Below are 25,797 nucleotides of genomic sequence, written 5' to 3' on the forward strand. Positions count from 1 at the left end.
CAAGACGAGGTCAATGTGTCGACAGGGTTTGGACAAAAAGCGCGGGTGCTGATATTCGGCACCGGCGCCGGCGGGGTCAACTTCTACAAGTACAACCGCCGCCGCTACCGGGTGATCGGCTTCGTCGATAACAATCAGCAGAAGCAGGGCCAGCGCCTGTTCGGCAAGTTGATCCACGCGCCTCAACAATTGAGTTCGCTGGCTTTCGACAAGATCATCATCGCCAGTGATTACTACCGCGAGATCCATCCGCAACTCACTGAGAAGCTGGCCATCAACGAGCAAAAAGTCGAAGTGTTCCATGGCGCGCAGATCAGCTCGCAGCTCCCATGGTTCCAGCGTATTGGCAAACGCCTCGAGCAACTGGGCTATGAACGACTGTGCAGAAAGCCGGGACTGATCAGCGACCTGCTGTATCGACTGTTTTTTCGACGCCAGGATACCCGGCGCCTGGCCTTGCGCTGGCTGGATGAAAGCGACGAGCACAAGGTCCATGTCTTTCGCCCGAGCCAACCGGGCACCAGCCAGCCCCCACGGTTCCTCCATCAATCGACACCAGCGATCACCCTGGCGTTACCCGAGATCGCCCTGTATCACTTCCGGCAGGGACAAGTCTGCTCGGTGTCCCGTTCGGTGATACTGCCCGGCGGGCAATTGGTGCTGGAGCGAGTGCCCACGGCGAAATCCCTGCTGGCCGACTATAGTGCCGCGCACCTGCTCTACCACGGCCAGCGCCTGGCCCTGGTCAGGACCGGCACACCTGCAGAGCTGGAAAAAGGCCTGCTGATCAGCGGCTGCAACGAGCAGAACTATTACCACTGGACGGTAGAAGTCTTGTCGCAACTGCAATTCGTGGCCGAACTGCCGCCGCAATATGCGGACTATCCTCTGCTGATCTCCAAGAGCAGCCAGAACATTCCTTCGATCAAGGCCCTGATCGAGGCGATCGGCGTTGACCGCCCGCTGGAGCTCCTGGACAACATCACCAGCTATCAGGTGGCCGACCTGCTGCTGATCAGTGCCCCGAACAATATGATCCCGAACTTCAAAGGCGCGGCACAGAACAGTGCCAGCAGCGGCTTCGTCCGCCCGGAGTCGATCCATTTCCTGCGGGAAAAGGCGCTGCATCTGGCCCACGACATTCCCATCGGCGAACTCCCCAAACGAGTATTCCTGGCCCGCAAAGGCTTTCTCCGGCACTACAACCAGGCCGAGATCCTCAAGCTGCTGGAACCCTATGGGTTTACCTGCGTGTACATGGAAGAACAGGACATCAACCATCAGGTGGCGATCATGGCCAATGCCGAAGTCATAGTCGGCCCCACCGGCGCGGCCTGGACCAATCTGATTTTCGCCTCGAAAAACGCCCGCGCACTGTGCTGGATGGCCGAGGAATACGCAGAGCTGTCGTGCTTTTCCAACCTGGCGGCGATCGTCGGCGTGGAAATGGACTACATCGCTTACCGGGTAGGCTCGACCGACTCCCGAGAACTGTATTACCGGAATTATCGGGTCGACGCCAAGAGCGTTGAAAACTGGCTGCAACAGCATTTGTCGAAACGGCTCGAAGGGGAGACGCGATGAAGATTCACATTCTGCCGCTGCAGACCCACGGCGATGACCGTGGTTCGCTGATCGCCCTGGAAGAAGGGAAAAACATCCCCTTCCCGGTGAAGCGGGTGTACTACATGTTCAATACCGGTGAAGGGGTTCGCCGCGGCTACCACGCCCATAAGACCCTCAAGCAGGTGGCCATTGCCGTACGCGGCTCGTGCCGTTTTCTGCTGGACGACGGTCGGGAAAAAATCGACATCACCCTGGACAATCCTTGCCAGGGCCTGCTGATCGAATCCTTTATCTGGCGTGAGATGTATGACTTCTCCCCAGACTGTGTGCTGATGGTCCTGGCCGATCAACTCTACGAAGAAGGCGACTATGTTCGAGACTATGCCCAGTTCATGGACATGCTCGGACAATGACTCAAATGATGAATATTCCGTTTTTGGATCTGAAAGGCATCAATCACGAATATGCCGATCAGCTCAAAGCCGCTTGCAGCCGTGTGATCGACTCCGGCTGGTACCTGATGGGGCGTGAGCTTGAGCAATTCGAGGCCGCGTTCGCCGATTACTGCGGCAGCCGGCATGCCATCGGCGTCGCTAACGGCCTGGATGCCCTGACCCTGATCCTGCGCGCCTGGAAAGAACAAGGCCGGCTGCAGGCCGGTGATGAAGTGATAGTGCAGAGCAATACCTTTATCGCCACCATCTCGGCCATTCTGGAAAACGATCTGGCGCCGATCCTGGTAGATGTCGACCCTGCCACCCACAATCTGGAGATCGAAGCCGTCGAACGGGCCATCTCGGAAAAAACCCGGGTGATCCTGCCGGTGCATCTTTATGGGCAGCTGTCGCCGATGCCGCAGATCATGGCGCTGGCCCACAAGCATGGCCTGCTGGTGCTCGAAGATGCCGCCCAGGCCCATGGTGCCGAGCTGGCCGGGCGCAAGGCCGGCAACTGGGGCGATGCCGCGGCGTTCAGCTTCTACCCCGGGAAGAACCTCGGAGCCCTGGGCGACGGCGGAGCCATCACTACCAACGACGCCGAGCTGGCAACCCTGGTCCGGGCGCTGGGCAACTACGGTTCGCGCGTCAAGTACCAGCACGATCATCAGGGGGTAAACAGCCGCCTCGATGAAATCCAGGCCGCGATGCTGGGAGTGAAGCTGGCGCACCTGGACAGCGATACTGCCCGTCGACGCAGCATCGCCCGCTACTACGGCGAACACATCCGGCACCCGGGAATCACCCTGCCCTCGGTGACGACTGCGAGCGCCCATGTCTGGCACCTGTATGTCATTACCTGCCCATGGCGCGATCAGCTGAAGGCGCATCTGGCCGAGCGTGGCATCCAATGCCTGGTTCACTACCCACTGGCGATCACCGAGCAGCGGGCCTACCGCGATCTGGCCAGGACCTCCCAGGCATCCCGGGCGCCGCTGCATGACTCGATCCTGTCATTGCCGATCTACCCGACATTGGACCAGGAACAACAGCAACACATTGTCACCGCCATCAACCAGTTCACCGCCCACTGATGCGCCTGTTGCGAGGTGCCTAGAAAGCACCTCGCAACTGAGCGAACTGCTCGTCAGTCACATAGTCGGCGAGTGCCCGACCGCAATGGTCGGCAGCCTCCAGCCTCGCCCCCTTGCGCAGCAACAACTGAAAGGTTTTACGACAACGCCCGGCGAGGTAGGCATCCTTGGCATACATCAAGGGCGTCGTGCCTTTGTTGTTGGACCGCTCCGGGTCGGCACCTTGCTGCAATAGCCAGTCAACCACCTCATAGGCACCCGCATAACTGGCGACGATCAGCGGCGTCCAGCCTTGCGGGGTGGCATCGTTGTAACCGGCAATATTGGCCTGCAGTGCCACCACCGCCTCCAGATCGCCTCGTTCACAAGCCTTGAGCATCTCCGGCAACCGATCAAAATTCAGCCGGACGTCATAGTCGATGGTGCAGAGCTCGACATAATCGTCAGTTGTGCTGATCAGGGTCCCGGCCTTGAATTGCGAACGCCCAGGCAGAATCGTCGCCGAGACCACCGGTTTCCCATCCCAGCGCAAGAATTGATATTCACGAAAGGCGAACGCTCTAATCTGGTTGCGTAGCGCCCAGGCCGTCGACAGCGGATCGATCTTCAACGCCCCATAGTCGATGGCGTCCTTTGAAAAGTAGCTGGATCCCGCCGCATTCTGTGGCTGCGCTCTGACGCCATCATCGACCAGCCTGGCAAACCACTGCTCCAGCAACTGGCCGGCATGCTGGTTAAAGGCGAAATAGAGATCGCGGCAGGTCCACCAGGACAGGATCGGAAATACCTGTTGCGCGACGATGTCCCCGGTATCGATACCCCGGTCGATGAAATGCAGGGTCACACCCGCCTCGGCCCTGGACTCCAGCAACGGCCAGACCGAGGTAAACATACCCTTGTATTCGGGCAGCCTCGAGAAATGAATATTGAACACACGACTGATAGAGAAGCGCCCAGGCACGACGATCCGGTCGAACTCCAGGGAAATGAATGCGATGGACGCGACTTCATAAGCCGCCTCCAGGCTGATCTCACGCACGCCATACTTTTGCGCGGCCGCCCGCAACGAACGTTGCCAACCATCGACGCCCGTATCGTTACGGTTGCAGACCACGGCAATTTCGTCGGGCGAAAATTGTCGCAGAGCCCGCTCCAGGCCAAATACCGAAATATTGTTTTTTCCAGCAATGACAATCATGGGTGACTCCACAGCATCGAGAACTGCGTGTACCAAACGTAGCCGTTACCAGGAAATAAAGACGAAAACCACGTTTGGCCTGAAAGCCCGGAAATAGATGGTGTCCCAGGGCAGGTTCGAACTGCCAACCTTCCCCTTAGGAGGGGGATGCTCTATCCAATTGAGCTACTGGGACAAATTGACCACCGCGTGTACTGCCACGGCGCAAAGGACGGCGTGCATGTTAACGGTCAGCCCTGCTTTTGTCATGTTGTGAGTAGGGCTTTTTAACCGGTGGCGGCCTCTGATCATCAGGCAACTTGCCAGAGCCGCCGTGCAAATTGCATCACTGCAAAAAGCCATCATTGCAGAATGCAATCCGCCATCGTCTAAAAACCCTATCAAATCATTGTTTTTAAAGGGTTTATTAGAGGTTAGACTCTTGGCATGAGCGCTGCTTCCTCTCTATGAAAGAACAGTGGAGATCAAGCCCATGAACAGCGCCCTTCTTCTATCGAATGCCATTGCCATCGCCGCACTGGTGGTCTTCCACTTTCAGCCTGATGGCCGCGCGGATCAGAGCCCCCAGTACAGGGCCCACTACGTGCAACACCAGACCCCGCAATTGGCTGTGATGAGCAGCGCATCGGAGAATCCTGGCATGGCACAGGTCGCCGATGCCCCAGAAGCCGTTGTTCTACCTGCCAACCCAAGACCCGAAAGCTGGGTATTTTGAATATCACCCCATCAGGAGCCTGTTAATGTCCCGACTTGCCAAAGGCCTTCTCATCCTGGCAGTACTCAGTGCCACACTGGGTTGCTTCACCACTGAAAATACCCTGGGTGATGCGCTCTTGGTTGCCTGTGGTGTTTTTTCCGGCCTGTTTCTGCTGGCGCTGGTGTTGGGACGTAAGATCAAGTTCGACCCTGTATTGCGCTGATCCCCTGCGATCTCAATAGCTTCAGAAAACGCTCAAGCGTCACGGACAGCTCGCTCGAGTTGTCCAGAAAAAACACGGACTCTCCCAGCACGGGCCCGCCCTCAGCGGAAAAAAGAGCGCTTCTCTTGAGTCTCGCCTCGATCTGCGCCGCACTTTCGCGACCGCGGTTCATCAGTCTTTGCCGCAGCACGTCGATATCCACCGTTAACAGAATCGCCAAAAGCTCCGGATAACGCTGGCGAGCCTGATCCAGGTGAGCCCTGGAGCCATTGATCAGGACATGACGCCCACTGGCCAGCCATTCGTCGATCTGCACGGGAATTCCGTAGGCCAGGCCATTGGCCCGCCAGCACAAGGCAAAGGTGCCCTGCCGCTCAAGACGCTCGAACTCGTCAGCACTTACCCCATGGGCCGCCTCCCCTACGGATTCCGCGGAACGGGTGATCACCCGCCGCACCACATCACAGCCGAGCTGCGCCAGAGGACGGCGCGCAGCCTCGATCAGGCTGTCCTTTCCCGATCCGGAAGGCCCCATCAAATAAATCAGTCTGCCTGGCATTTGAAGACTCCATGGCACTCGCAGCCTAGTAAATCGGCAATTTGCCACTATCCTGTACAAGGTAGGAAACAATGATCGGATCCGCATGCATGCCCGTCTGGCGACGCACAAGCGCACCACCATCGGACATCAGGACGCGGGCAGATAGGCGGACCAGGCAATCTTTTCAAACCAGTCCGCATTTCTGATAATTGGTGCTGGCATAACGCCTTTACCCAGTTCAATATTTGTCACAGAATTGACGCCAAGGATCTGGCTATTTTGAGGCATGATGCGGGCCTCTTAACAATTCAGGTTGAACATTTGGCAGCAACGCTTGTCCTAACTGACATCCCGCGGCCAATTCCGAGAACCGCTCCCCTGAACTAACCGGTTAAATATATGCGCCCATTGAAACAGGCAATTTATTCCAGCCGTACGGCTGACAAGTTCGTCGTACGTCTACCCGACGGGATGCGTGAACGCATTGCCGAGGTGGCTCGCAATCATCACCGCAGCATGAACTCCGAAATCATCGCGCGCCTGGAACAGAGTCTTATTCAGGAAGGCGCCTTGGGTGAAGAGTTGAGCATGCGCCTGGACAGCCCAGAACTCTCCTTGCATGAACGCGAACTGCTTCAACGTTTCCGTCAACTTTCCCACCGCCAGCAGAACGCTCTTGTTTCGCTGATCGCCCATGACGCCGAAATGGCCGCAGACGCTTCCTGATTCGACCTCGAAAGCTAGAGCCAGCCTTGTGCTGGCTTTTTTTTGCGCGAAATTTGCTGCTCGAACGCTACAAAAACAGAAGCCTGGATGGCAAGGGGATGGAGAAAACGATACAGCCCCATTAGAGGGGCTGTATGCGGGATCAAAGCAGGAAGATGGTGGCCAGCCCAAGGAAGATGAAGAAGCCGCCACTGTCGGTCATGGCCGTGATCATGACGCTGGCCCCCATGGCCGGGTCGCGCCCCAGCCGCGCCAGCGTCATCGGAATCAGAACCCCCATCAGCGCCGCCAGCAACAGGTTGAGCGTCATGGCCGCCGTCATCACCACACCCAACGACCAGCTGCCGTAGAGCAGGTAAGCCACCACGCCGATGACTCCGCCCCAGACCAGGCCGTTGATCAACGCCACCGCCAATTCCTTGCGCATCAGACGCGAGGTATTGCCGGTGCTGACCTGGTCCAGCGCCATGGCGCGAACGATCATGGTGATGGTCTGGTTACCCGAGTTGCCGCCAATACCCGCCACGATCGGCATCAGGGCCGCCAGGGCCACCAGCTTTTCGATGGAGCCCTCAAACAGACCGATCACTCGCGAAGCGACAAATGCGGTGATCAGGTTGATTGCCAGCCAGGCCCAGCGGTTGCGCAGGGAACGCCAGACCGAGGCAAAAATATCTTCTTCTTCACGCAGACCGGCCATGTTGAGGACTTCGGTCTCACTCTCCTCACGAATCAGGTCGACCATTTCATCGATGGTCAGACGGCCGATCAATTTGCCGTTCTTGTCGACCACCGGCGCCGAAATCAAGTCGTAGCGCTCGAATGCCTGCGCAGCGTCGTAGGCATCTTCGTCCGGATGGAAACTTACCGGGTCGCTGGCCATGACTTCCGAAACCTGTTTCTCCGGATCATTCACCAGCAACCGCTTGATGGGCAGCACACCTTTGAGCACACCGTCATAGTCGACGACGAACAGCTTGTCGGTATGGCCTGGCAACTCTTTGAGGCGACGCAGATAACGCAGAACCACTTCAAGGCTGACATCCTCACGGATGGTCACCATTTCGAAGTCCATCAACGCACCGACCTGCTCCTCGTCATACGACAAGGCGGAGCGAACGCGCTCGCGCTGCTGGCCGTCCAACGCCTCCATCAGCTCATGGACAACGTCTCGCGGCAGCTCGGGAGCCAGGTCAGCAAGTTCGTCGGCGTCCATCTCCTTGGCAGCAGCCAGGAGCTCATGATCGTCCATGTCGGCGATCAGGGTTTCACGTACGGAATCGGATACTTCGAGCAGGATGTCGCCGTCACGCTCGGCCTTGACCAACTGCCAGACAGTCAGACGCTCGTCGAGCGGCAAGGCTTCAAGGATATAGGCAACGTCGGCAGAGTGCAGATCGTCGAGCTTGCGTTGCAGCTCGACAAGGTTTTGCCGGTGGACCAGGTTCTCGACCCGATCCTGATGATGACCTTCCTGACGATGAGTCAGGTCTTCGACCACCCGCTGGCGCTGCAGCAGCTCAACGACTTGAGCAAGGCGATCCTGCAGGCTGTCTTGTGTTTTCTTTACTTCTACTTCGGTCATAGGCGAACTCCACTCCCAGCAGAGGAGCACGCCGGAAGGATCAATCAGTCAATTCATGATTGTAAAAACGGGATACTGAGTAACTACTGGGTAAGTCCATGGAGGTATTCCACAAGCCCCGGCGGGGCTGACGGGCGCAATCATACACCGCTTGACGGCTTTAAACGTTAAAAAATCATGGCAAGAACAAGCGCTTGCGGCGCAAAGCTGAAGAAGCGCTGAATCTATAAAGCTGCGACGCACCATCCGAAAAAGAAAACACACCCCAGACGAAAAAACTGCGCCCGGAACTCGCTCCCGCTATCGATTCACAATTGCCGGGAGTTTTCGAAAGGCCACATCAAAAGGACAGGCACACGCTGAATACGACGCCAGAATGATCGCGACGTTCAAACAGAGGAACCAATAAAGAAGGGAGAAAACCCAAACGGCAGAAAGCAAAAAGCCCGCAATAAATGCGGGCTTCTTGGTATATGGTGCACTCGACAGGATTCGAACCTGTGACCGCTCGGTTCGTAGCCGAGTACTCTATCCAGCTGAGCTACGAGTGCAATTTGTGTTTTTAGACCAGACCACAACTGGCTGAAGCCAAGTTATTCACATTACTGCAAACAACTCTTAAATGGTGCACTCGACAGGATTCGAACCTGTGACCGCTCGGTTCGTAGCCGAGTACTCTATCCAGCTGAGCTACGAGTGCATTTGTTGCCGCGCATTATAGGCCGTTAAATCTTTTTGTAAAGCACTTTTTCTAGTAATTTCAACAACTTACAGAAGAAGCCAGATTACAACGAACTAAGCAAATAATGGCGGAGAACGGGGGATTCGAACCCCCGACACCCTTTTGAGGTGTACTCCCTTAGCAGGGGAGCGCCTTCGGCCACTCGGCCAGCTCTCCGCAACACGGGGCGTATATTAACCAGCTTTCTCCCCGTTTGCAAACAAAAAAAACGATAAAAATTAATGGCTTGGTTCTTCGTCCTTCTCTTTCTTTATCCGCAGGTAAATTTCTTCCCGGTGCACCGCTACCTCTTTAGGGGCGTTGACACCGATACGCACTTGATTTCCTTTGACGCCAAGCACGGTCACGGTGATTTCGCCATCACCAATAATCAGGCTTTCTGCGCACCGACGAGTCAGAATCAGCATACCTTTCTCCTCACGCATTTCATTTCAGGGACAACAGTCTGCAAAAAAAAGGGTATCGACCTACAACCAGGACGGCCGTAGCCCTACACGCCTAAGTATTGACTAGCGCGAGCAAAAGAACAGTTTTCTGTCACGCCGATCAAAAAAACAAAGGGCGCGGTAAACCGCGCCCTTCGGGCAACGCATCACTCGCCCTGTCGGGCCGGAGCGTCCAGTTCGAAAGCCGTGTGCAGAGCGCGCACAGCCAGTTCCAGGTACTTCTCTTCGATCACCACGGAAACCTTGATTTCCGAGGTCGAGATCATCTGGATGTTGATGCTTTCCTTGGCCAGTGCTTCGAACATGCGGCTGGCAACACCCGCGTGGGAACGCATGCCGACGCCAACGATCGAGACCTTGGCGATCTTGGTATCGCCTACCACTTCCCGAGCGCCGATTTCACGGGCAGTGTTTTCCAGCACTTGCTGGGCTGCCAGGTAATCGTTGCGGTGCACGGTGAAGGTGAAGTCGGTGGTGTTATCGTGCGAAACGTTCTGCACGATCATGTCGACTTCAATATTCGCGGCACTGATCGGGCCGAGAATCTTGAAGGCCACGCCGGGAGTGTCTGGCACGCCACGGATGGTCAGCTTGGCTTCATCGCGGTTAAAAGCGATGCCGGAAATGATCGGCTGTTCCATGGATTCCTCTTCATCAATAGTAATGAGGGTACCCGGACCCTCCTTGAAGCTGTGCAGTACGCGCAGCGGAACGTTGTACTTGCCGGCGAACTCGACCGCGCGGATCTGCAGCACCTTGGAACCCAGGCTGGCCATTTCCAGCATTTCTTCGAAGGTGATCTTGTCCAGGCGCTGGGCCACGGACACCACGCGCGGATCGGTGGTGTAGACGCCGTCGACATCGGTGTAGATCTGGCATTCGTCAGCCTTCAGGGCTGCCGCCAGTGCCACGCCGGTGGTGTCGGAACCGCCACGACCGAGGGTAGTGATGTTGCCGTGCTCGTCGACGCCCTGGAAACCTGCGACCACAACCACGCGACCAGCCTTCAGGTCACCGCGAATTTTCTGATCGTCGATCTGCAAAATGCGCGCTTTATTGTGCGCGCTATCGGTCAGAATCCGCACCTGGTTGCCGGTATAGGAGACTGCCGGCACGCCGCGCTTGATCAGCGCCATGGCCAAAAGTGCGATCGTCACCTGCTCACCGGTGGAAACGATCACATCCAGCTCGCGAGGAACCGGCTGACCGTCGCCGCTGATTTGCTTGGCAAGGTCGATCAGACGGTTGGTTTCGCCGCTCATGGCCGACAGTACAACCACCAGGTCGTCACCGGCTTCGCGGAATTTTTTCACCTTGTCGGCGACCTGCTCGATTCTTTCGACGGAACCGACCGAGGTACCTCCAAATTTCTGTACGATCAAAGCCATTTCTAAGCCGCCTCAGCCCGTAAAGGGGCGCCCATTAATCAATCAAACTGCGCAGCTCCAAAGCCCGCCACTAGACGACGGGCTCGGCTTGGAACCTTAAATCCCCTGCTCGACAAACGGAACGGTCAGGGCCAGCGCGGCATCCAGCGCAGCGGCATCGACACCGCCGCCCTGCGCCATGTCCGGACGACCACCGCCCTTCCCGCCCACTGCCGCAGCGGCTTGCTTCATCAAATCACCGGCTTTGAGTTGGCCAGTCAGGTCCTTGGTTACGCCCGCAACCAGTACGACCTTTTCCTCATGGACACTGCCGAGCAGGATCACTGCGCGACCGAGTTTGTTTTTCAACTGATCGACCAGCGCCAACAGCGCCTTGCCGTCCTGGCCGTCCAGGCGCGCCGCCAGCACTTTCGCGCCTTTGACATCCAGCGCCTGCGCCGACAGATCGTCGCCAGCGGCACTGGCGGCCTTGGCCTGCATCTGCTCGAGTTGTTTCTCCAGCAGGCGGTTGCGCTCCAGCACGGCCGACAGCTTGTCGATCAGGTTGTCACGGCTGCCCTTGACCAGGGTCGCCGCTTCCTTGAGTTGCTCTTCCGCAGCGTTCAGGTACGCCAGTGCCACGGCACCGGTGACGGCTTCAATACGGCGTACACCCGAAGCGACGCCACCTTCGCTGATGATTTTCAAAAGGCCGATATCACCGGTGCGGTTGGCGTGGATACCGCCACACAGTTCAACGGAGAAATCGCCGCCCATGCTCAGGACACGCACGCTGTCGCCGTACTTCTCGCCGAACAGCGCCATGGCGCCTTTCTGCTTGGCGGTGTCGATATCGGTTTCTTCGGTTTCCACCGCGGTGTTCTTGCGAATCTCGGCGTTGACGATGTCTTCCAGGGCCTTGATCTGCTCAGGCTTGATCGCTTCGAAATGGCTGAAGTCGAAACGCAGGCGCTGACTGTCGACCAGCGAACCCTTCTGCTGTACATGCTCGCCCAGCACCTGGCGCAGAGCGGCGTGCAGCAAGTGGGTGGCCGAGTGGTTCAGCGAAGTGGCGTGACGCACTTCCGCATCCACCTGGGTTTGCACCGGTGCACCAACGGTCAGGCTGCCGCTGGCCAAGACGCCGTGGTGCAGGAAAGCCCCGCCGGTCTTGGTGGTATCGCGCACGTCGAAACGCGCGTTACCCGCTTGTAGGTAACCGCAGTCGCCGATCTGGCCGCCCGACTCGGCGTAGAAAGGCGTCTGGTCGAGAACGACCACGCCCTCTTCGCCTTCACTCAGCACGTCGACCGATTGCCCTTCCTTATAAAGAGCAACCACCTTGGCCGAACCACTGGTGGCGTGATAACCGGTGAACTCGGTGGCCACATCGACCTTGACCAGGCTGTTGTAGTCCATGCCGAAGGAGCTGGCGGAACGGGCACGTACGCGCTGGGCTTCCATCTCGCGCTCGAAACCTTCCTCGTCGAGGGTCAGTTCGCGCTCACGAGCGATGTCGCCAGTCAGGTCCATCGGGAAACCGTAGGTGTCATACAGCTTGAACACCACGTCGCCCGGTACCACCGTGCCTTTGAGTTCGGCCAGGTCCTGCTCGAGGATCTTCAGACCCTGCTCCAGGGTCTTGGCGAACTGCTCTTCTTCGGCTTTCAGCACGCGCTCGATGTGCGCCTGCTGGGATTTCAGTTCCGGGAAGGCTTCGCCCATCTCGGCGACCAGCGCGGCCACGATCTGATAGAAGAAGCTGCCCTTGGCGCCCAGCTTGTTGCCGTGACGGCAAGCGCGGCGAATGATGCGACGCAGGACATAACCGCGGCCTTCGTTGGAAGGCAGCACGCCGTCGGCGATCAGGAAGCCGCAGGAGCGGATGTGGTCGGCCACGACTTTCAAAGACGCCTGGGCATCGTTGGTGCAACCGATGGCCTTGGCCGCCGCGTTCAGCAGGCTCTGGAACAGATCGATTTCATAGTTCGAGTGAACGTGCTGCAGGACCGCACTGATCCGCTCCAGGCCCATGCCGGTGTCCACCGACGGCGCTGGCAACGGATGCAACACGCCATCGGCGGTGCGGTTGAACTGCATGAATACGTTGTTCCAGATCTCGATGTAACGGTCGCCGTCCTCTTCCGGCGAGCCCGGTGGGCCACCCCAGATGTCGGCGCCGTGATCGTAGAAAATCTCGGTGCAAGGACCGCACGGGCCGGTATCGCCCATGGTCCAGAAGTTGTCGGAGGCGTATGGCGCGCCCTTGTTGTCGCCGATACGGACCATGCGCTCGGCCGGAACCCCGACTTCCTTGGTCCAGATGTCATAGGCCTCGTCATCGCTGGCGTAGACGGTGACCCAGAGCTTTTCTTTCGGCAGGTTCAGCCACTTGTCGGACGTCAGGAACGTCCAGGCGAAAGTGATGGCATCACGCTTGAAGTAATCGCCGAAACTGAAGTTGCCCAGCATTTCGAAGAACGTGTGGTGACGGGCGGTGTAACCGACGTTTTCCAGGTCGTTGTGCTTGCCGCCGGCGCGTACGCATTTCTGGCTGCTTACGGCGCGGGTATAGGCGCGCTTTTCCTGGCCCAGGAAGCAGTCCTTGAACTGGTTCATCCCCGCGTTAGTGAACAGCAGGGTTGGGTCGTTGCCCGGAATCAAAGAGCTGGAGGCTACACGGGTGTGGCCTTGCTCTTCGAAGAAGCGAAGGAAGGCTTCACGGATTTCTGCGCTTTTCATTAGGTTCTTCCACGGAGACTGCGGCCAAAGGCCTGTGCGAAACGTCATCAGACGAAACGACGGCAAAGGGCCGCATTATATCGGCCCTGAGCTTGGGGTACAGCGTGTTTATACGATAGAGACGGTCAATTGGACGGCTAACACTGTCAGTTGCGGGAAAAATCGATAAAAGTCCCGACGACCTGCTCGATTTGTGCACGACTGACGTCCATATGGGTGACCATCCGCAGCCGCGACGCGGCGCTCAGCCTGATCCCGCGTTCGCCGGCGAAGGCCTTGAGCGCTTCTGCCCTGTCCCCCATCGCGACATAGACCATGTTGGTCTGCACCGGCTCGACGTCATAGCCCGCCTCACGCAGCCCCTCCGCCAGCAACTGGGCATTGGCGTGGTCATCGGCCAGGCGCGCTACGTGATGATCGAGCGCATACAGGCCCGCCGCAGCCAGAATTCCGGCCTGGCGCATGCCACCGCCGACCATCTTGCGCAGGCGCCTGGCCTTGCCGATCAGCTGCGCCGAACCGCACAGCACCGAGCCCACCGGCGCACCCAGCCCCTTGGACAGGCACACCGAAACCGAATCGAAGTGCTGGGTAATCTGCCGCGCATCGACACCCAGCTTGACCGCCGCGTTGTACAGCCGCGCGCCGTCCAGGTGCAGGGCCAGGCCATGCTCACGGGTGAAGGCCCGGGCCTGCGCCAGATAGCTCAATGGCAGCACCTTGCCCTGCATGGTGTTTTCCAGCGCCAGCAGGCAGGTACGGGCAAAGTGGAAATCATCCGGCTTGATCGCCGCGGCCACCTGGGCCAGGTCCAGCGAGCCGTCGGCCTGGACTTCCAGTGGCTGTGGCTGGATCGAACCCAGCACCGCCGCGCCGCCACCCTCGTACTTATAGGTATGCGCCTGCTGGCCGACGATGTATTCGTCGCCACGCTCACAATGGGCCATCAAGCCCAGCAGGTTGCTCATGGTGCCGGTCGGCACGAACAGCGCTTCGGCGAACCCCAGACGCTGCGCCAGTTCAGCTTCCAGGCGGTTGACCGTTGGATCTTCGCCGTAGACATCATCGCCCGTGGCCGCCGTGGCCATAGCTTCCAGCATGCCTGCCGTGGGTTGGGTAACGGTGTCACTACGAAGATCGATAACGCTCATGAATCAGGCCTCGGCAAGGGGACGCGAACGTCGCTGCGGATAAGGAAATTCTTTCGAACTGAATTACTACGGGCACAACCGCGATTTATCAAGGCCCACCCGGGAAAAGCCCAGCGATGAACATGAAAAACCGATGTTTATCATCCAAACGCCGCAATGCACCGCCGAAAAATATGTGTTACAAACTCACCGCCGCCGCAAAGCCCGGTGGCAACGTTCTCAGGGCGGGGTGCAATTCCCCACCGGCGGTAATTGCGCGCAATGCGCATAGCCCGCGAGCGCTTGGCGACAGGCACCGCTTCGGCGGCGAATGACGGCAAGGTCAGCAGACCCGGTGTGATCCCGGGGCCGACGGTCATAGTCCGGATGAAGAGAGAACGGGATTGGTGCCAAAGGGCCGTCCACAGACCTGCGCATGACTGCTTGTGCGCCTGGCCTGTACGTACCCTTAAATCCCTTTCGATTCATAACGCCCTGTTTTTCACACAAACAGGAGTCAGAACAGATGCAACCCACCGCAATCGATAGCAAAAGCAAACAGCATCACGGCGAACGCGTGGCGTTTATCCAGGCCTGCTGGCACAAGGAAATCGTCGACCAGAGCCGCAAAGGGTTCGTCAGCGAAATGCTCGCCCAGGGTTATCAGGAAAGCGATATCGACTTCTTCGAAGTCGGCGGCGCCTTTGAAATTCCACTGCACGCCAAGCTGCTGGCCAAGTCCGGTCGTTATGCCGGCATCGTCGCCGCGGGCCTGGTGGTGGACGGCGGTATCTACCGCCACGAATTCGTCGCCCAGTCGGTGATCAGTGGCCTGATGCAGGTCCAGCTGGAAACCGAAGTGCCGGTGTTCTCGGTGGTCTTGACCCCGCACCACTTCCACGCTGGTGAAGAACATCAGAAGTTCTTCTTCGAGCATTTCGTGCACAAGGGCCAGGAAGCGGCGAAGACCTGCGCCGACACCCTGCACAAGACTCGCGCCCTGCGTCGTCACGAGCAGCGGGTAGCGGTGTAAGCGCCAGACGCTGAAAGCAAAATCGCGAGCCAGCTTGCTCCTACAGGGATCGAGCTGGCTCGCGATGTTTTTTGTGGCCGCTGCCGCAGGCTGCGATAAGGCCCGCAGGGCCTTCTAATCAACCTCAAAAGCGGCGCCCGCTACGCGGTCGATCGCAGCCTTCGGCAGCGGCTACAGATTGCCGTATCAAGCCAGGCCGTCAGCCGTGGTCGGCACGATCAGAATTCCGGCACGCAGGCCGTTCTTCACCTTGGGGTTGGGGAAAATGATCCGCGCGCCCTCCTCCTCGACTATCCAGCGGGTCTGGGCGATATCGTCGGCCAGCAGGTAACCCACTTCCAGTTCGGAGAAGTTCTCGATGTCCGCCGGCAGATGCAGGTGGAAGGTATCGCTGTGCTTGATGATTTCCCGAGCGACGCTGAACAGCTGCAATCCATCCAGCTTCTCCTCCGCCATGGGCGGTTCGCGGCCTTCGATGATCTGCTTGAGGCGGGTTTCCAGACGCTCGACATTCACCCCCTGGTTCTGCCCGAACGGCCGGGCCTTGCCCAGTTCCAGGGTGAAAGACTCGGCGTCCAGCTTGTCGTAGGTATAGGAGCTGAACACGATGGATGGTTTGTTCTGCAGCAGCACCGCCTGCATGCCCGCGGCCCGCAGGCGCGCCAGTTCCCGGCGCGAGTGCTGGCGACCTTCCTTCCACGGATACAGGGCGAACTGTTCGATCTTCGAACCGCGGATCGCCGTGTGCAGGTCGTAGTGCAGGCGGGTACGCTCCGGCAGGCTGAAGAAACTCGCCGCCAGGCGCTCCAGCTCGCAGGCGCGCAAGGCTTCGTTGCCGCTGCTTTGTTCATGACGGCCATTGAACAGCCGGTTGATGTCCTGCTCGATGAAACGCTCGCCGCGGCGCATCGCCTCGGGATTGCCGAACAGGAACAGAATGCGTGCGCACGGCTTGAGGTCGCCGCGGGCGATGTCGTGCAACAGACGGTCGAGCAACTCGATCGGTGCCGTCTCGTTGCCGTGGATGCCGGCCGACAGCAGCACATCCATGCCATTGTCCCGCGCCTGGGGTGGCCGGACTTCCAGCGCACCTTCGCTCAGCCAGCGCATCCGCACGCCGTCGACAGTCAGTTGAGTCTTCTCCGCCGGTTCACGACCGGCGAGGGTCAGTTCAAGCAGTTTGCCGAGGGCGAGCATAGAACGTTATTCCTTAATGGTCGTGCTGGCAGTCAGGGCCGTGCACGTGATCGTCGTCACCCGCGTCGGCCGGTTCCATTTCCAGTTGCAGACTTACCAGATTAGTCGCCAATGGGCGCAGCAGCAGGTTGGCGTATTCTTCGTCGCCCTCCTCGACGTCCACGCCGATCAGCAGCTGGCCGCGGCCGTCCTGCTGGATCCACAGTTCCTTGCCTTGCCACATCACGGCAACGCGGGTGCAGGAAGTTTCCAGTTGAGTGCCGTCGGTGTCTTCAAGGATCAGCTGCAGGGTATCGCTCATTTATTACGCTCTCATCTGGAGGTAAAGCGGCGCGCCTGGATCAGCAGAAGCAGGCGCGGGCTTTTAATTGATCTGGAATGGATAAACCGCGCCCAGTTTAAGGATTTGCGTCAGTTCATCCAGTGCCGTCCGGCACTCAAGCAGCAATTGCGGGTCCGCCAGATCGTTTTCGCTCAGGCGGTCGCGGTAGTGCTTGTCGACCCATTGGGTCAGCGTGCCGTACAACGGCGCAGTCATGATAACCCCTGGGTTGACCGCCGCCAGCTCGGTTTGATTGAGCGCGACCCGTAGCCGCAGGCACGCCGGGCCACCGCCGTTCTGCATGCTCTGCTTGAGGTCGAAGACTTTCACTTCGCGGATCAGGCCGCCGGAGCTGGTCAGGCTTTGCAGGTACTGCCAGACACGCTCGTTGCCGCGGCACTCTTCCGGCACGATCAGCAGCATCGAGCCATCAGCGCGGGACAGCAGTTGACTGTTGAACAGGTAGGAACGCACCGCGTCTTCCACCGTGACCTGCGAGCGCGGCACACAGATCGACTGGAAGTTGCCGCCACACTTGCCCAGCTTGGCCTGCAGCTCGGCGAGCATCTTGTCGGTCTCGAGGAATGCGTCTTCGTGATAGAACAGCACTTCGCCGTTACCCACCGCGATCACATCGTTGTGGAACACACCCTGGTCGATCACCGACGGGTTCTGCTGGGCATACACCACTCCGTCGTCGCTCAGGCCGTGCAGGCGGGCGACGGCCTGCGAGGCTTCCAGGGTCTGGCGCGCCGGGTACTTCTGCGGTGCCGGGTAGCGGGTATCGAAGGCACTGCGACCGAAGACGAAGAACTCGACACCGGCCTGGCCGTAGTCACGGCAGAAACGGGTGTGGTTGGCCGCGCCTTCATCGCCGAACTGCGCCACCGCCGGCAGCGCCGCGTGATGGGCGAAGTGCTTCTGGTCGGCGAACATCGCCCCCAGTACGCGACTGGTGGTCGGGTGCTCGATGCTGCGGTGATATTTGCAGTTCAGGTTGGCGGCGGTGAAATGCACGCGACCGTCGCGGGTGTCGGCGCTCGGGCTGACCGTGGCGGCGTTGGCCACCCACATGCTCGACGCCGAGCAACTGGCGACCAGCAGCGGCATCGCATCCTTGGCGGCGCGCTCGATGACCTGTGCATCGCTGCCGGCAAAACCCAGCCGACGCAGGGCGGCCACGTCCGGGCGTTCCTGTGGCGCCAGCACGCCTTGCTGGAAACCCATTTCCATCAGCGCTTTCATTTTCGCCAGGCCCTGCAGCGCGGCTTCCCTGGGGTTGGAAGACTGCTGGCTGTTGCTCTGGGACGCGACGTTGCCGTAGGACAGGCCGCCGTAGTTATGGGTAGGCCCCACTAGACCGTCGAAATTGACTTCATAGGATTTCATCAGCGAGGCTCCACGAGAATCTGTTGTTATAGGCATCGGTATCAGTACATGTCTTGAGGCCGTCGGCGCCCGCTTCGCGGGACGATCGCAGCCTGCGGCAGCGGCTACAGGGTTACCACAACCACCGACGCCCCGCCGCTCTCTGTAGCCGCTTCGCAGGCTGCGATAAGGTCCGCAGGACCTTCCGGCAATCTGCGGCGCAACCCATCACCCCAGGCGTACACCCGGCGTCAGCGCGCTCGGCAAGGTCAGGCTCGAGGCTTCCAGCGACGCCACCGGGTACGCGCAGTAATCCGCCGCGTAATAGGCACTGGCGCGATGGTTGCCCGAGGCACCCACACCGCCGAACGGCGCGCTGCTCGCGGCACCGGTCAGCTGCTTGTTCCAGTTGACGATACCGGCCCGGCTTTCCAGCCAGAACTGCTGGTAACGCGCCTCGGAATCCGACAGCAGGCCCGCTGCCAGGCCGTATTGGGTGTCGTTGGCCTCGGCGATCGCCGCTGCGAAATCGGCGTAGCGAATCACTTGCAGCAAGGGGCCGAACAGTTCTTCGTCCGGGCGCTCGGCCACGGCGGTCACGTCGAGAATGCCCGGGGTCAGCAGTGCGGCCTGGACCTGCGGCTGGGTCATTTCCAGCAGCGCCACGGCGCCATTGGCCAACAGGTTTTCCTGGGCCTGCATCAGCGCGCGGGCCGCGCCAAGGGAAATCACCGAGCCCATGAATGGTGCCGGCTGCTGGTCGAACGCACCGACCTCGATGGTCGAGCTGACCGCCACCAGGCGCTCCAGCAACTGATCGCCCCAGGCGCCTTGCGGCACCAGCAGGCGGCGCGCGCAGGTGCAACGCTGGCCGGCGGAAATGAAGGCCGACTGGATGATGGTGTAGACCGCCGCGTCCAGGTCCGCGACCTGGTCCACCACCAGCGGATTGTTACCGCCCATCTCCAGCGCGAGGATCTTGTCCGGGCGGCCGGCAAACTGCTGATGCAGGTGATTACCGGTACGACTGGAACCGGTGAAGAACAGACCGTCGATCCCCGGGTTGGCAGCCAGGGCGATGCCGGTTTCCCGCGCACCTTGCAGCAGGTTCAGAACGCCCGCCGGCAGGCCGGCTTCGATCCAGCACTTGACGGTCAGCTCGGCGACTTTCGGGGTCAGCTCGCTGGGCTTGAACAGCACGCTGTTACCCGCCAGCAGCGCAGGAACGATATGCCCGTTAGGCAGATGGCCTGGGAAGTTGTAAGGGCCGAACACCGCCACCACACCGTGAGGCTTGTGGCGCAATACCGCGGTGGCGTCGCCCAGCGGGCCGCTCTTCTCGCCGGTACGTTCACGGTAGCTCTGCACCGAGATCGCGATCTTGTTGACCATGCTGGTCACTTCGGTGGCGGCTTCCCACAGCGGCTTGCCGGTTTCCTCGCCGATGCAGCGCGCCAGTTCGTCGGCATGGCTTTTCAGGCTGGCGGCAAAGGCTTCCAGCACCGCGATCCGCTCGTCCAGCGACCGCTTGGCCCAGGCCGGGAATGCCTGGCGCGCGGCCTGCACCGCACTTTCAACCTGGGCGACGGTGGCGCCGTTGCCCGACCACAGCACCTGCTGGGTCACCGGATTCAAGGATTCAAAGGCTTCGCCCTGGCCTGGCAGCCATTGGCCTGCGATGTACAGCGTGTTCATTATTTCGACTCCCGGGAAGCAGACAGCGCAACGGCACGGACCTGATCGCCCGCATTGAGTTGCAGGCGTTTGGCGGTCAGCGCATCAACCACCAGGGTGCCCGACGCGAAGCGCGCGGGTGCAGCGGTGATCCGGCAGTCCTCGCGCTTGCGGTTGTGAATCAGGAAAGGCGTGGCGTCGTCGCCCGGCGTGCCGATGGCCAACACCAGCGCCTGGCTGTCGCGCACCGCACGGATCTTGGCGGTTTCGCACTCCACCGCCGGGCCGGCGTCGAAGATGTCGACGTAACCCTGGTAGCTGAAGCCCTCGCTCTTGAGCATGGCCAGAGCCGGCTCGGTATCGGTGTGCACCTTGCCGATCACGTTGCGCGCGCCCTCGGAGAGGAAGCAGGTGTACAGCGGGAACTTCGGCATCAGTTCGGCGATGAACGCCTTGTTACCCACGCCGGTCAGGTAGTCGGCCTGGCTGAACTCCATCTTGAAGAAGTGCCGGCCCAGGCTTTCCCAGAATGGCGAGCGCCCGGCTTCATCGGACATGCCGCGCATCTCGGCGATGATCTTGTTGCCGAACAGCTGCGGGAATTCGGCGATGAACAGCATGCGTGCCTTGGCCAGCATGCGGCCGTTGAGGCCGGTGCGATAATCGGCATGCAGGAACAGCGAGCACAGCTCGGAATTGCCGGTCAGGTCGTTGGCCAGGAACAGCGTCGGAATCTCGCGGTAGATGTTCAGTTCCTGGGAGGCGCTGACGGTCAGGCCGACCCGGAAGTTGTACCAGGGCTCGCGCAGGCCAACGGCGCCGGCGATCGCGGAAATCCCCACCACGCGGCCATTGTCGTCCTCGAGCACGAACAGATAATCCGCATCGCCCCGCTCGGCTTCGCCACGGAAGGTCTTTTCCGCCCAGCCCACGCGATGTTTCAGGCGTTCTTCGTTGGCCGGCAAGGTGGTAAGGCCGGTGCCGGTGCTGCGGGCCAGGTCGATCAGAGCGGGTAAGTCGCTGCTGCGTACGGGACGAACGATCATGCTATCTCCTCAGACGGGAGCCGCTGACGGCCCCCGCGAAACTCGCTGCTTTCCAGGATTCTTCCGGCATTTGCCGCAGCCGTTAAACCGCCACCAGGCGCACGCTGGCACCTTCGCCGACGCCCAGGGCTTCGGCCGCTTGCAGATCCAGAGTCACCGGCTTGCCCGGCGCGTAATCCAGCTCCAGCAGCACCGCGCGGTAATCCTGCAACTGCGCATTGGCGACCAGGTACTGGCGGCCGCCGCCCCTGGCGACCTCGCCGATCTTCACCGGCACCACGCGGCTCTGGGCGATCGAGCGGATCCCCGAGACCCGGGCGTGCAGGGTCGGGCCACCGTCGAAGATGTCGATGTAATGGTCGGTCTCGAAGCCTTCACGCATCAGGATGTCGAAGGTGATCTGCGCCCGCGGGTGCACCTGGCCCATGGCTTCCTGCGCGGCATCCGGCAGCAGCGGCACATAGATCGGGTAATGCGGCATCAGCTCGGCGAGGAAGGTGCGGCTTTTCAGCCCGCACAGACGCTCGGCGGCGGCGTAGTTGAGGTCGAAGAAGTTGCGACCGATGGCATCCCAGAACGGCGAGTCTCCATTCTCATCGCTGTAGCCAACGATCTCGGTCACCACCGAATCGGCGAAACGCTCAGGGTGGCTGGCGACGAACAGCAGGCGGCCGCGGGAATTGAGTTCCGACCACGGCGAACCCACCAGCTCCGGGACCACATAGAAGCTGGTCAGCAGGCTGTTGCCGGTCAGGTCGTGGCACTGGGAAAGCACGTGGATCTTGTTGTGGATCTTCAGCTCGCGGGAGGCGTGCACGAAGGTCTCGTTACGGAAGCTGTAGAACGGCTCGGAATAACCGGCCGAGGCGACGATGGCCGAGCAACCTACCAACTTGCCGGTTTCGGTGTCTTCGAGGACGAAGAAGTAGCTCTCCTCGCCATTGAAGCTCACCTCGGCGGCGAACGAAGCCTCGCTTGCGGCGATCTTGTCGCTCAGGCGTTCCACGTCATCCGGCAAGGAAGTGACACCAATCGGGCTGTCCGCAGCCAGACGCTGTACCTCGCCCAGATCAGCCATTTGCGCGGGGCGCATCACCAGCATGGTGTCACTCCTTACTCGAAACAGGCCGGCCAGGAGGCCGACTCAGGGAAAAAAATGCCGGGACAGCCCGGCACCGAAAATGAGGCTCGACGCCTGCCCTGCAGACAAGCGCCGAGAAGTACCGCGGCCCGAATCAGGCCTGGGTCAGCTTGGCGACCGCGCGCTCGAAGCGCAGCAGGCCCTCTTCGATGTCCGCTTCCTCGACCACCAGGCTCGGGGCGAAACGCACCACGTCCGGGCCGGCCTGGAGGATCATCAGGTTTTCTTTTTCAGCGGCGTTGAACACGTCCTTGGCCTTGCCTTTCCAGGCATCGCTGAGCACACAACCGAGCAGCAGGCCCAGGCCACGCACTTCGGTGAACAGGCCGTATTTCTCGCCGATCTGCAGCAGGCGGGTCTTGAAGCGATCGTGCTTGGCCTTCACGCCGTTCAGCACTTCGGGCGTGTTGATCACGTCGATCACCGCGCCGGCCACCGCGCATGCCAGCGGGTTGCCGCCGTAGGTGGTGCCGTGGGTACCGACCACCAGGTGCTTGGCCAGCGCCTCGGTGGTCAGCATCGCAGCAATCGGGAAACCGCCGCCCAGGCTCTTGGCGCTGGTCAGGATGTCCGGGGTCACGCCGTAGTGCATATAGGCGAACAGCTCGCCGCTGCGGCCCATGCCGGTCTGCACTTCGTCGAACACCAGCAGCGCGTTGTGCGCGTCGCACAGCTCGCGGGCGCCTTGCAGGTAAGCCTGCTCGGCCGGCAATACACCGCCTTCGCCCTGGATCGGCTCCAGTACCACCGCGCAGGTCTTGTCCGAAATCGCCGCTTTCAATGCCGCCAGATCGTTGTAGGGAACGTGGGTGATACCGGTGATTTTAGGACCAAAGCCATCGGAGTATTTCGACTGGCCGCCGACGTTCACGGTGAACAGGGTGCGACCGTGGAAGCTGTTGAGGGCCGCGATGATTTCGTATTTTTCCGCGCCGAAACGGTCGAAAGCGACACGACGGGCCAGCTTGAAGGCGGCCTCGTTGGCCTCGGCCCCGGAGTTGCAGAAGAACGCGCGCTCGGCAAAGGTGGCGTCGACCAATTTGTGGGCCAGGCGCAGGGCCGGCTCGTTGGTGAAGACGTTGGATACGTGCCACAGCTTGTTGGCCTGCTCGGTCAGAGCAGCAACCAGCGCCGGATGGGCGTGGCCCAGTACGTTGACCGCGATCCCGCCGGCAAAGTCGATCAGCTCTCGGCCCGACTGATCCCAGACTCGGGAACCCGCGCCACGCACAGGAATGAAAGCCGCAGGCGCATAGTTGGGAACCATGACCTGATCGAAATCGGCGCGTTGCACCGGAGCTTGCTCAACGGACATCGGAGTCTCCTGAAGAGGAACGCCTGCCTGAAACTGGCGAGCGATGGGGGGATTGTAAGGACAGTTTTCTGCCCGGCCTTGTCGCCAAGCGACAACTTCTTATAGCGCCAACCCCGGTTTTACGCGGGTTTACGGCAATGCGACAAATAGCGTCGCAAAGGCGCAGTTTAAACTGCTGGAGGCTTTAACGGCAGGATTGTCCAACGATTTGCACCACACATTACGGCGCCATCGCGAGCAAGCTTGCTCCTGCAAAAGGAAGTGATCTTCTGTAGGAGCAGCCGGTCGACGCTCGATTGCTCGCGATAAAAACTGACAGACAAAACGAAGAGGTGGATCAACCGCGCTCGGAAGGCACCGAAGACAGTTCGAACGGGCTGCTGCTGCGCCGCTGGTTGCGGTCCTCCCGCGGCGTGGCGCCGAAGAAGTTGCGGTAGGCGCTGGAGAAATGCGGCCCCGAGGAGAAACCGCAGGACAGGCCGATCTGGATGATCGATTTGCTGGTCTGCATCAGCATCTGCCGCGCCTTGTTCAGGCGCAATTCCAGGTAGTACTGGCTCGGCACGCGATTGAGGTATTGCTTGAAGATCCGCTCCAGCTGCCGACGCGAGACACACACATGCTGGGCGATTTCGTCGGTGGTCAGCGGCTCCTCGATATTGGCCTCCATCAGCAGCACCGCCTGGGTCAGCTTCGGGTGGCTGGAACCCAGGCGGTTCTGCAACGGAATGCGTTGGCGCTCGCCGCCTTCGCGGATCCGCTCTACCACCAGTTCTTCCGAGACCGCGCCGGCCAGTTCCGCGCCGTGGTCACGGGCCAGCACCGCCAGCAACAGATCCAGCACCGACATTCCGCCGCAGGCCGTCAGGCGATCGCGATCCCAATCGAACAGATGACTGGTGGCGATGACCTTGGGAAAACGCTCGGCAAAATCATCCTGCCAGCGCCAGTGCACCGCCGCCCGATAACCGTCGAGGAACCCCAGCTGCGCCAGGGGATACACACCGGCGGACAAACCACCGATCACACAGCCGGCGCGCACCAGTTGCTTGAGCGCGCTGCTCAGGGCCGGCGCCAGGGTGGCAGGCGGCTCATCGGCCAGCAGGAACAGTTTCTGGCAGCCTTCGAGCTTGCCCGACCAGGGTTCACCGGGCAGTTGCCAGGCGCCGTCGGCCGGCGCCTCGGCCTGCAGGAAGGCCAGTTCGTAGACCACTTCCGGATGCACGCGCTGAGCGACACGCAAGGCCTCCTCGGCCAGCGCCAGCGTCAAGGCTTTAGTGCTGGGCCAAATCAGGAAACCAATTCGATGGGCAGTCATGGCGGGCAATCCGAAACGAAAACAGTGTTAGAGGCCAAAGGCGGCTGCAACCAAATTAGACCATCTGGCGCGCGGTGCGCAGCATGACCTAATTTGGTGCATTACGGGAGCGATTTACTTCAGGCTGCCCGAGAGGAATTGTTGCAAACGTTCCGATTGCGGATTGACCAGCACTTCGCGGGGGTTGCCGCTCTCTTCCACCAGGCCCTTGTGCAGGAATATCAGCTGGTTCGAGACTTCACGGGCAAAGCCCATTTCGTGGGTCACCACCACCATGGTCCGGCCTTCCTGGGCCAGGGCCTGCATCACTTTCAGCACGTCGCCCACCAGCTCGGGGTCGAGCGCCGAAGTCGGCTCGTCGAACAGCATGACCTCAGGCTCCATCGCCAGCGCCCGGGCGATCGCCACACGCTGCTGCTCACCGCCGGACATGTGGCCCGGGTAGGCATCCTTGCGATGCGCCACGCCGACCTTGGCCAGGTAGTGTTCGGCCTTTTCACGGGCTTCGGCCTTGGGTACGCCGAGCACATGCACCGGCGCTTCCATGATGTTTTCGATGGCGGTCATGTGCGACCACAGGTTGAAATGCTGGAACACCATCGACAGGCGCGAACGCATGCGCTGCAACTGTTTTGGATCGGCCGCCTTCAGGGCGCCGTCCTTGTTCGCCACCAGCTTCAACTCTTCGTTGTTCAGCAGGATCTTGCCGGCGTGCGGCTGCTCCAGCAGGTTGATGCAACGCAGGAAGGTGGATTTGCCGGAGCCACTGGAGCCGATGATGCTGATCACATCGCCAGCCGCCGCTTTCAGGGACACGCCCTTGAGCACTTCGTGACTGCCATAGCGTTTATGCAGGTCTTGGACTTCAAGTTTGTACATGCTGTCGGTT

General features: G+C 60.2%; 23 protein-coding genes, 4 tRNA genes and 1 riboswitch. Of the genes, 7 read left to right on the forward strand and 20 right to left on the reverse strand.

Annotated elements, in window-relative coordinates; translation table 11 throughout:
• The first annotated feature begins 15 nt into the window (after positions 1-15).
• From CXQ81_RS24655 to CXQ81_RS24665, 3 genes are read left to right on the forward strand one after another with little or no spacing between them, the layout of a single operon-like run.
• The gene (locus tag CXQ81_RS24655) at positions 16-1,584 is read left to right on the forward strand and encodes a glycosyltransferase family 61 protein (protein ID WP_101339477.1); all 1,569 of its coding nucleotides are present in this window, start codon (positions 16-18) and stop codon (positions 1,582-1,584) included.
• A complete protein-coding gene (locus CXQ81_RS24660) occupies positions 1,581-1,979 on the forward strand; it encodes an FdtA/QdtA family cupin domain-containing protein (RefSeq protein ID WP_007921600.1) in 399 nt (132 codons plus the stop codon). Before CXQ81_RS24655 ends, CXQ81_RS24660 begins: the two co-directional genes overlap by 4 nt.
• On the forward strand, positions 1,976-3,097 hold the full coding sequence (locus tag CXQ81_RS24665; protein WP_101338811.1) for a DegT/DnrJ/EryC1/StrS aminotransferase family protein: 1,122 nt from the start codon (positions 1,976-1,978) through the stop codon (positions 3,095-3,097). The genes CXQ81_RS24660 and CXQ81_RS24665 overlap by 4 nt, the downstream gene beginning before the upstream one ends.
• Positions 3,098-3,116: 19 nt before the next feature.
• Here the strand turns inward: CXQ81_RS24665 and CXQ81_RS24670 are convergent, their stop codons facing one another.
• The gene (locus CXQ81_RS24670; RefSeq protein WP_101338812.1) at positions 3,117-4,295 is read right to left on the reverse strand and encodes a formyltransferase family protein; all 1,179 of its coding nucleotides are present in this window, start codon (positions 4,293-4,295) and stop codon (positions 3,117-3,119) included.
• A gap of 98 nt (positions 4,296-4,393) precedes the next feature.
• Positions 4,394-4,470: transfer RNA gene (locus CXQ81_RS24675), tRNA-Arg, on the reverse strand.
• Between the two features lie 297 nt (positions 4,471-4,767).
• Between CXQ81_RS24675 and CXQ81_RS24680 the strand changes: the two genes are divergently transcribed.
• Both CXQ81_RS24680 and CXQ81_RS24685 read left to right on the forward strand, forming a co-directional pair.
• Positions 4,768-5,010: a hypothetical protein gene (locus CXQ81_RS24680; protein ID WP_101339478.1), complete on the forward strand. Its 243-nt coding sequence runs from the start codon at positions 4,768-4,770 to the stop codon at positions 5,008-5,010.
• Between the two features lie 25 nt (positions 5,011-5,035).
• Positions 5,036-5,215 (forward strand): PA3371 family protein, encoded by a 180-nt coding sequence (locus tag CXQ81_RS24685; RefSeq protein ID WP_007921585.1) that lies wholly within the window; start codon positions 5,036-5,038, stop codon positions 5,213-5,215.
• Here the strand turns inward: CXQ81_RS24685 and phnN are convergent.
• Positions 5,190-5,774: a phosphonate metabolism protein/1,5-bisphosphokinase (PRPP-forming) PhnN gene (phnN, locus tag CXQ81_RS24690; protein ID WP_101338813.1), complete on the reverse strand. Its 585-nt coding sequence runs from the start codon at positions 5,772-5,774 to the stop codon at positions 5,190-5,192. The two genes, CXQ81_RS24685 and phnN, sit on opposite strands and share 26 nt — an antisense overlap.
• Before the next feature lie 381 nt (positions 5,775-6,155).
• Here phnN and CXQ81_RS24695 point away from each other — a divergent pair, with 381 nt between their 5' ends.
• Positions 6,156-6,482, forward strand: coding sequence for an Arc family DNA-binding protein (locus CXQ81_RS24695; protein WP_003178899.1), 327 nt, complete (start codon positions 6,156-6,158; stop codon positions 6,480-6,482).
• A 142-nt stretch (positions 6,483-6,624) separates the two neighbouring features.
• Here the strand turns inward: CXQ81_RS24695 and mgtE are convergent, their stop codons facing one another.
• The 8 genes from mgtE to ltaE all read right to left on the reverse strand — a co-directional run bounded on the left by mgtE (position 6,625) and on the right by ltaE (position 14,515).
• Entirely contained in the window at positions 6,625-8,067 is a 1,443-nt protein-coding gene (mgtE, locus tag CXQ81_RS24700) for a magnesium transporter (RefSeq protein ID WP_007921578.1), read from the reverse strand.
• Positions 8,068-8,541: 474 nt separating this feature from the next.
• Positions 8,542-8,618 (reverse strand) — tRNA-Arg (locus tag CXQ81_RS24705).
• Positions 8,619-8,690: 72 nt separating this feature from the next.
• Positions 8,691-8,767: transfer RNA gene (locus CXQ81_RS24710), tRNA-Arg, on the reverse strand.
• A 107-nt stretch (positions 8,768-8,874) separates the two neighbouring features.
• Positions 8,875-8,965: transfer RNA gene (locus CXQ81_RS24715), tRNA-Ser, on the reverse strand.
• 62 nt (positions 8,966-9,027) lie between these two features.
• Positions 9,028-9,216, reverse strand: a complete 189-nt coding sequence (gene csrA, locus CXQ81_RS24720; protein ID WP_002554426.1) for a carbon storage regulator CsrA — start codon at positions 9,214-9,216, stop codon at positions 9,028-9,030.
• 185 nt (positions 9,217-9,401) lie between these two features.
• Positions 9,402-10,643 carry an aspartate kinase gene (locus CXQ81_RS24725; protein WP_007921569.1) on the reverse strand — a complete coding sequence of 414 codons (1,242 nt, stop codon included), beginning with the start codon at positions 10,641-10,643 and terminating at the stop codon, positions 9,402-9,404.
• Positions 10,644-10,739: 96 nt separating this feature from the next.
• The gene (alaS, locus tag CXQ81_RS24730) at positions 10,740-13,364 is read right to left on the reverse strand and encodes an alanine--tRNA ligase (RefSeq protein WP_101338814.1); all 2,625 of its coding nucleotides are present in this window, start codon (positions 13,362-13,364) and stop codon (positions 10,740-10,742) included.
• 146 nt (positions 13,365-13,510) lie between these two features.
• Complete coding sequence (ltaE, locus tag CXQ81_RS24735; protein ID WP_101338815.1) at positions 13,511-14,515, reverse strand: low-specificity L-threonine aldolase; 1,005 nt, start codon at positions 14,513-14,515, stop codon at positions 13,511-13,513.
• A gap of 211 nt (positions 14,516-14,726) precedes the next feature.
• Positions 14,727-14,898, forward strand: a riboswitch (FMN riboswitch).
• Between the two features lie 122 nt (positions 14,899-15,020).
• Between ltaE and CXQ81_RS24740 the strand changes: the two genes are divergently transcribed.
• Positions 15,021-15,527 (forward strand): 6,7-dimethyl-8-ribityllumazine synthase, encoded by a 507-nt coding sequence (locus tag CXQ81_RS24740; protein WP_053262292.1) that lies wholly within the window; start codon positions 15,021-15,023, stop codon positions 15,525-15,527.
• Positions 15,528-15,713: 186 nt separating this feature from the next.
• On the opposite strand, the gene astE is transcribed toward CXQ81_RS24740, so the two are convergent.
• The 9 genes from astE to CXQ81_RS24785 all read right to left on the reverse strand — a co-directional run bounded on the left by astE (position 15,714) and on the right by CXQ81_RS24785 (position 25,787).
• Positions 15,714-16,724 (reverse strand): succinylglutamate desuccinylase, encoded by a 1,011-nt coding sequence (gene astE / locus CXQ81_RS24745; protein WP_007921561.1) that lies wholly within the window; start codon positions 16,722-16,724, stop codon positions 15,714-15,716.
• Between the two features lie 13 nt (positions 16,725-16,737).
• On the reverse strand, positions 16,738-17,025 hold the full coding sequence (locus CXQ81_RS24750; RefSeq protein ID WP_007921560.1) for a hypothetical protein: 288 nt from the start codon (positions 17,023-17,025) through the stop codon (positions 16,738-16,740).
• Between the two features lie 63 nt (positions 17,026-17,088).
• The gene (gene astB, locus CXQ81_RS24755; protein ID WP_101338816.1) at positions 17,089-18,435 is read right to left on the reverse strand and encodes an N-succinylarginine dihydrolase; all 1,347 of its coding nucleotides are present in this window, start codon (positions 18,433-18,435) and stop codon (positions 17,089-17,091) included.
• Positions 18,436-18,642: 207 nt separating this feature from the next.
• A complete protein-coding gene (gene astD, locus CXQ81_RS24760; protein WP_178081118.1) occupies positions 18,643-20,112 on the reverse strand; it encodes a succinylglutamate-semialdehyde dehydrogenase in 1,470 nt (489 codons plus the stop codon).
• Positions 20,109-21,134: an arginine N-succinyltransferase gene (gene astA, locus CXQ81_RS24765; protein WP_007921553.1), complete on the reverse strand. Its 1,026-nt coding sequence runs from the start codon at positions 21,132-21,134 to the stop codon at positions 20,109-20,111. The genes astD and astA overlap by 4 nt, the downstream gene beginning before the upstream one ends.
• A gap of 82 nt (positions 21,135-21,216) precedes the next feature.
• Positions 21,217-22,236: an arginine/ornithine succinyltransferase subunit alpha gene (gene aruF, locus CXQ81_RS24770; protein WP_101338818.1), complete on the reverse strand. Its 1,020-nt coding sequence runs from the start codon at positions 22,234-22,236 to the stop codon at positions 21,217-21,219.
• A gap of 133 nt (positions 22,237-22,369) precedes the next feature.
• The gene (locus CXQ81_RS24775; protein WP_101338819.1) at positions 22,370-23,590 is read right to left on the reverse strand and encodes an aspartate aminotransferase family protein; all 1,221 of its coding nucleotides are present in this window, start codon (positions 23,588-23,590) and stop codon (positions 22,370-22,372) included.
• Positions 23,591-23,927: 337 nt separating this feature from the next.
• A complete protein-coding gene (gene argR / locus CXQ81_RS24780; RefSeq protein ID WP_007921547.1) occupies positions 23,928-24,908 on the reverse strand; it encodes a transcriptional regulator ArgR in 981 nt (326 codons plus the stop codon).
• A 114-nt stretch (positions 24,909-25,022) separates the two neighbouring features.
• Positions 25,023-25,787 carry an ABC transporter ATP-binding protein gene (locus CXQ81_RS24785; protein WP_007921545.1) on the reverse strand — a complete coding sequence of 255 codons (765 nt, stop codon included), beginning with the start codon at positions 25,785-25,787 and terminating at the stop codon, positions 25,023-25,025.
• Positions 25,788-25,797: the final 10 nt, after the last annotated feature.

Origin of the sequence: Pseudomonas sp. 09C 129, assembly GCF_002843625.1 — a bacterium.
Classification (GTDB): domain Bacteria; phylum Pseudomonadota; class Gammaproteobacteria; order Pseudomonadales; family Pseudomonadaceae; genus Aquipseudomonas; species Aquipseudomonas chlororaphis.

What these genes read in the sequence shown, in the direction of transcription:
- CXQ81_RS24665 (WP_101338811.1), top strand. Translation starts at nt 1,976, where the DNA reads ATGACTCAAATGATGAATATTCCGTTTTTGGATCTGAAAGGCATCAAT.
- CXQ81_RS24750 (WP_007921560.1), bottom strand. Translation starts at nt 17,025, where the DNA reads ATGAGCGATACCCTGCAGCTGATCCTTGAAGACACCGACGGCACTCAA.
- astA (WP_007921553.1), bottom strand. Translation starts at nt 21,134, where the DNA reads ATGATCGTTCGTCCCGTACGCAGCAGCGACTTACCCGCTCTGATCGAC.
- phnN (WP_101338813.1), bottom strand. Translation starts at nt 5,774, where the DNA reads ATGCCAGGCAGACTGATTTATTTGATGGGGCCTTCCGGATCGGGAAAG.
- CXQ81_RS24740 (WP_053262292.1), top strand. Translation starts at nt 15,021, where the DNA reads ATGCAACCCACCGCAATCGATAGCAAAAGCAAACAGCATCACGGCGAA.
- CXQ81_RS24785 (WP_007921545.1), bottom strand. Translation starts at nt 25,787, where the DNA reads ATGTACAAACTTGAAGTCCAAGACCTGCATAAACGCTATGGCAGTCAC.
- ltaE (WP_101338815.1), bottom strand. Translation starts at nt 14,515, where the DNA reads ATGAGCGTTATCGATCTTCGTAGTGACACCGTTACCCAACCCACGGCA.
- astE (WP_007921561.1), bottom strand. Translation starts at nt 16,724, where the DNA reads ATGCTCGCCCTCGGCAAACTGCTTGAACTGACCCTCGCCGGTCGTGAA.
- CXQ81_RS24670 (WP_101338812.1), bottom strand. Translation starts at nt 4,295, where the DNA reads ATGATTGTCATTGCTGGAAAAAACAATATTTCGGTATTTGGCCTGGAG.
- mgtE (WP_007921578.1), bottom strand. Translation starts at nt 8,067, where the DNA reads ATGACCGAAGTAGAAGTAAAGAAAACACAAGACAGCCTGCAGGATCGC.
- astB (WP_101338816.1), bottom strand. Translation starts at nt 18,435, where the DNA reads ATGAAATCCTATGAAGTCAATTTCGACGGTCTAGTGGGGCCTACCCAT.
- CXQ81_RS24695 (WP_003178899.1), top strand. Translation starts at nt 6,156, where the DNA reads ATGCGCCCATTGAAACAGGCAATTTATTCCAGCCGTACGGCTGACAAG.
- CXQ81_RS24775 (WP_101338819.1), bottom strand. Translation starts at nt 23,590, where the DNA reads ATGTCCGTTGAGCAAGCTCCGGTGCAACGCGCCGATTTCGATCAGGTC.
- CXQ81_RS24660 (WP_007921600.1), top strand. Translation starts at nt 1,581, where the DNA reads ATGAAGATTCACATTCTGCCGCTGCAGACCCACGGCGATGACCGTGGT.
- argR (WP_007921547.1), bottom strand. Translation starts at nt 24,908, where the DNA reads ATGACTGCCCATCGAATTGGTTTCCTGATTTGGCCCAGCACTAAAGCC.
- aruF (WP_101338818.1), bottom strand. Translation starts at nt 22,236, where the DNA reads ATGCTGGTGATGCGCCCCGCGCAAATGGCTGATCTGGGCGAGGTACAG.
- alaS (WP_101338814.1), bottom strand. Translation starts at nt 13,364, where the DNA reads ATGAAAAGCGCAGAAATCCGTGAAGCCTTCCTTCGCTTCTTCGAAGAG.
- CXQ81_RS24725 (WP_007921569.1), bottom strand. Translation starts at nt 10,643, where the DNA reads ATGGCTTTGATCGTACAGAAATTTGGAGGTACCTCGGTCGGTTCCGTC.
- CXQ81_RS24680 (WP_101339478.1), top strand. Translation starts at nt 4,768, where the DNA reads ATGAACAGCGCCCTTCTTCTATCGAATGCCATTGCCATCGCCGCACTG.
- CXQ81_RS24685 (WP_007921585.1), top strand. Translation starts at nt 5,036, where the DNA reads ATGTCCCGACTTGCCAAAGGCCTTCTCATCCTGGCAGTACTCAGTGCC.
- csrA (WP_002554426.1), bottom strand. Translation starts at nt 9,216, where the DNA reads ATGCTGATTCTGACTCGTCGGTGCGCAGAAAGCCTGATTATTGGTGAT.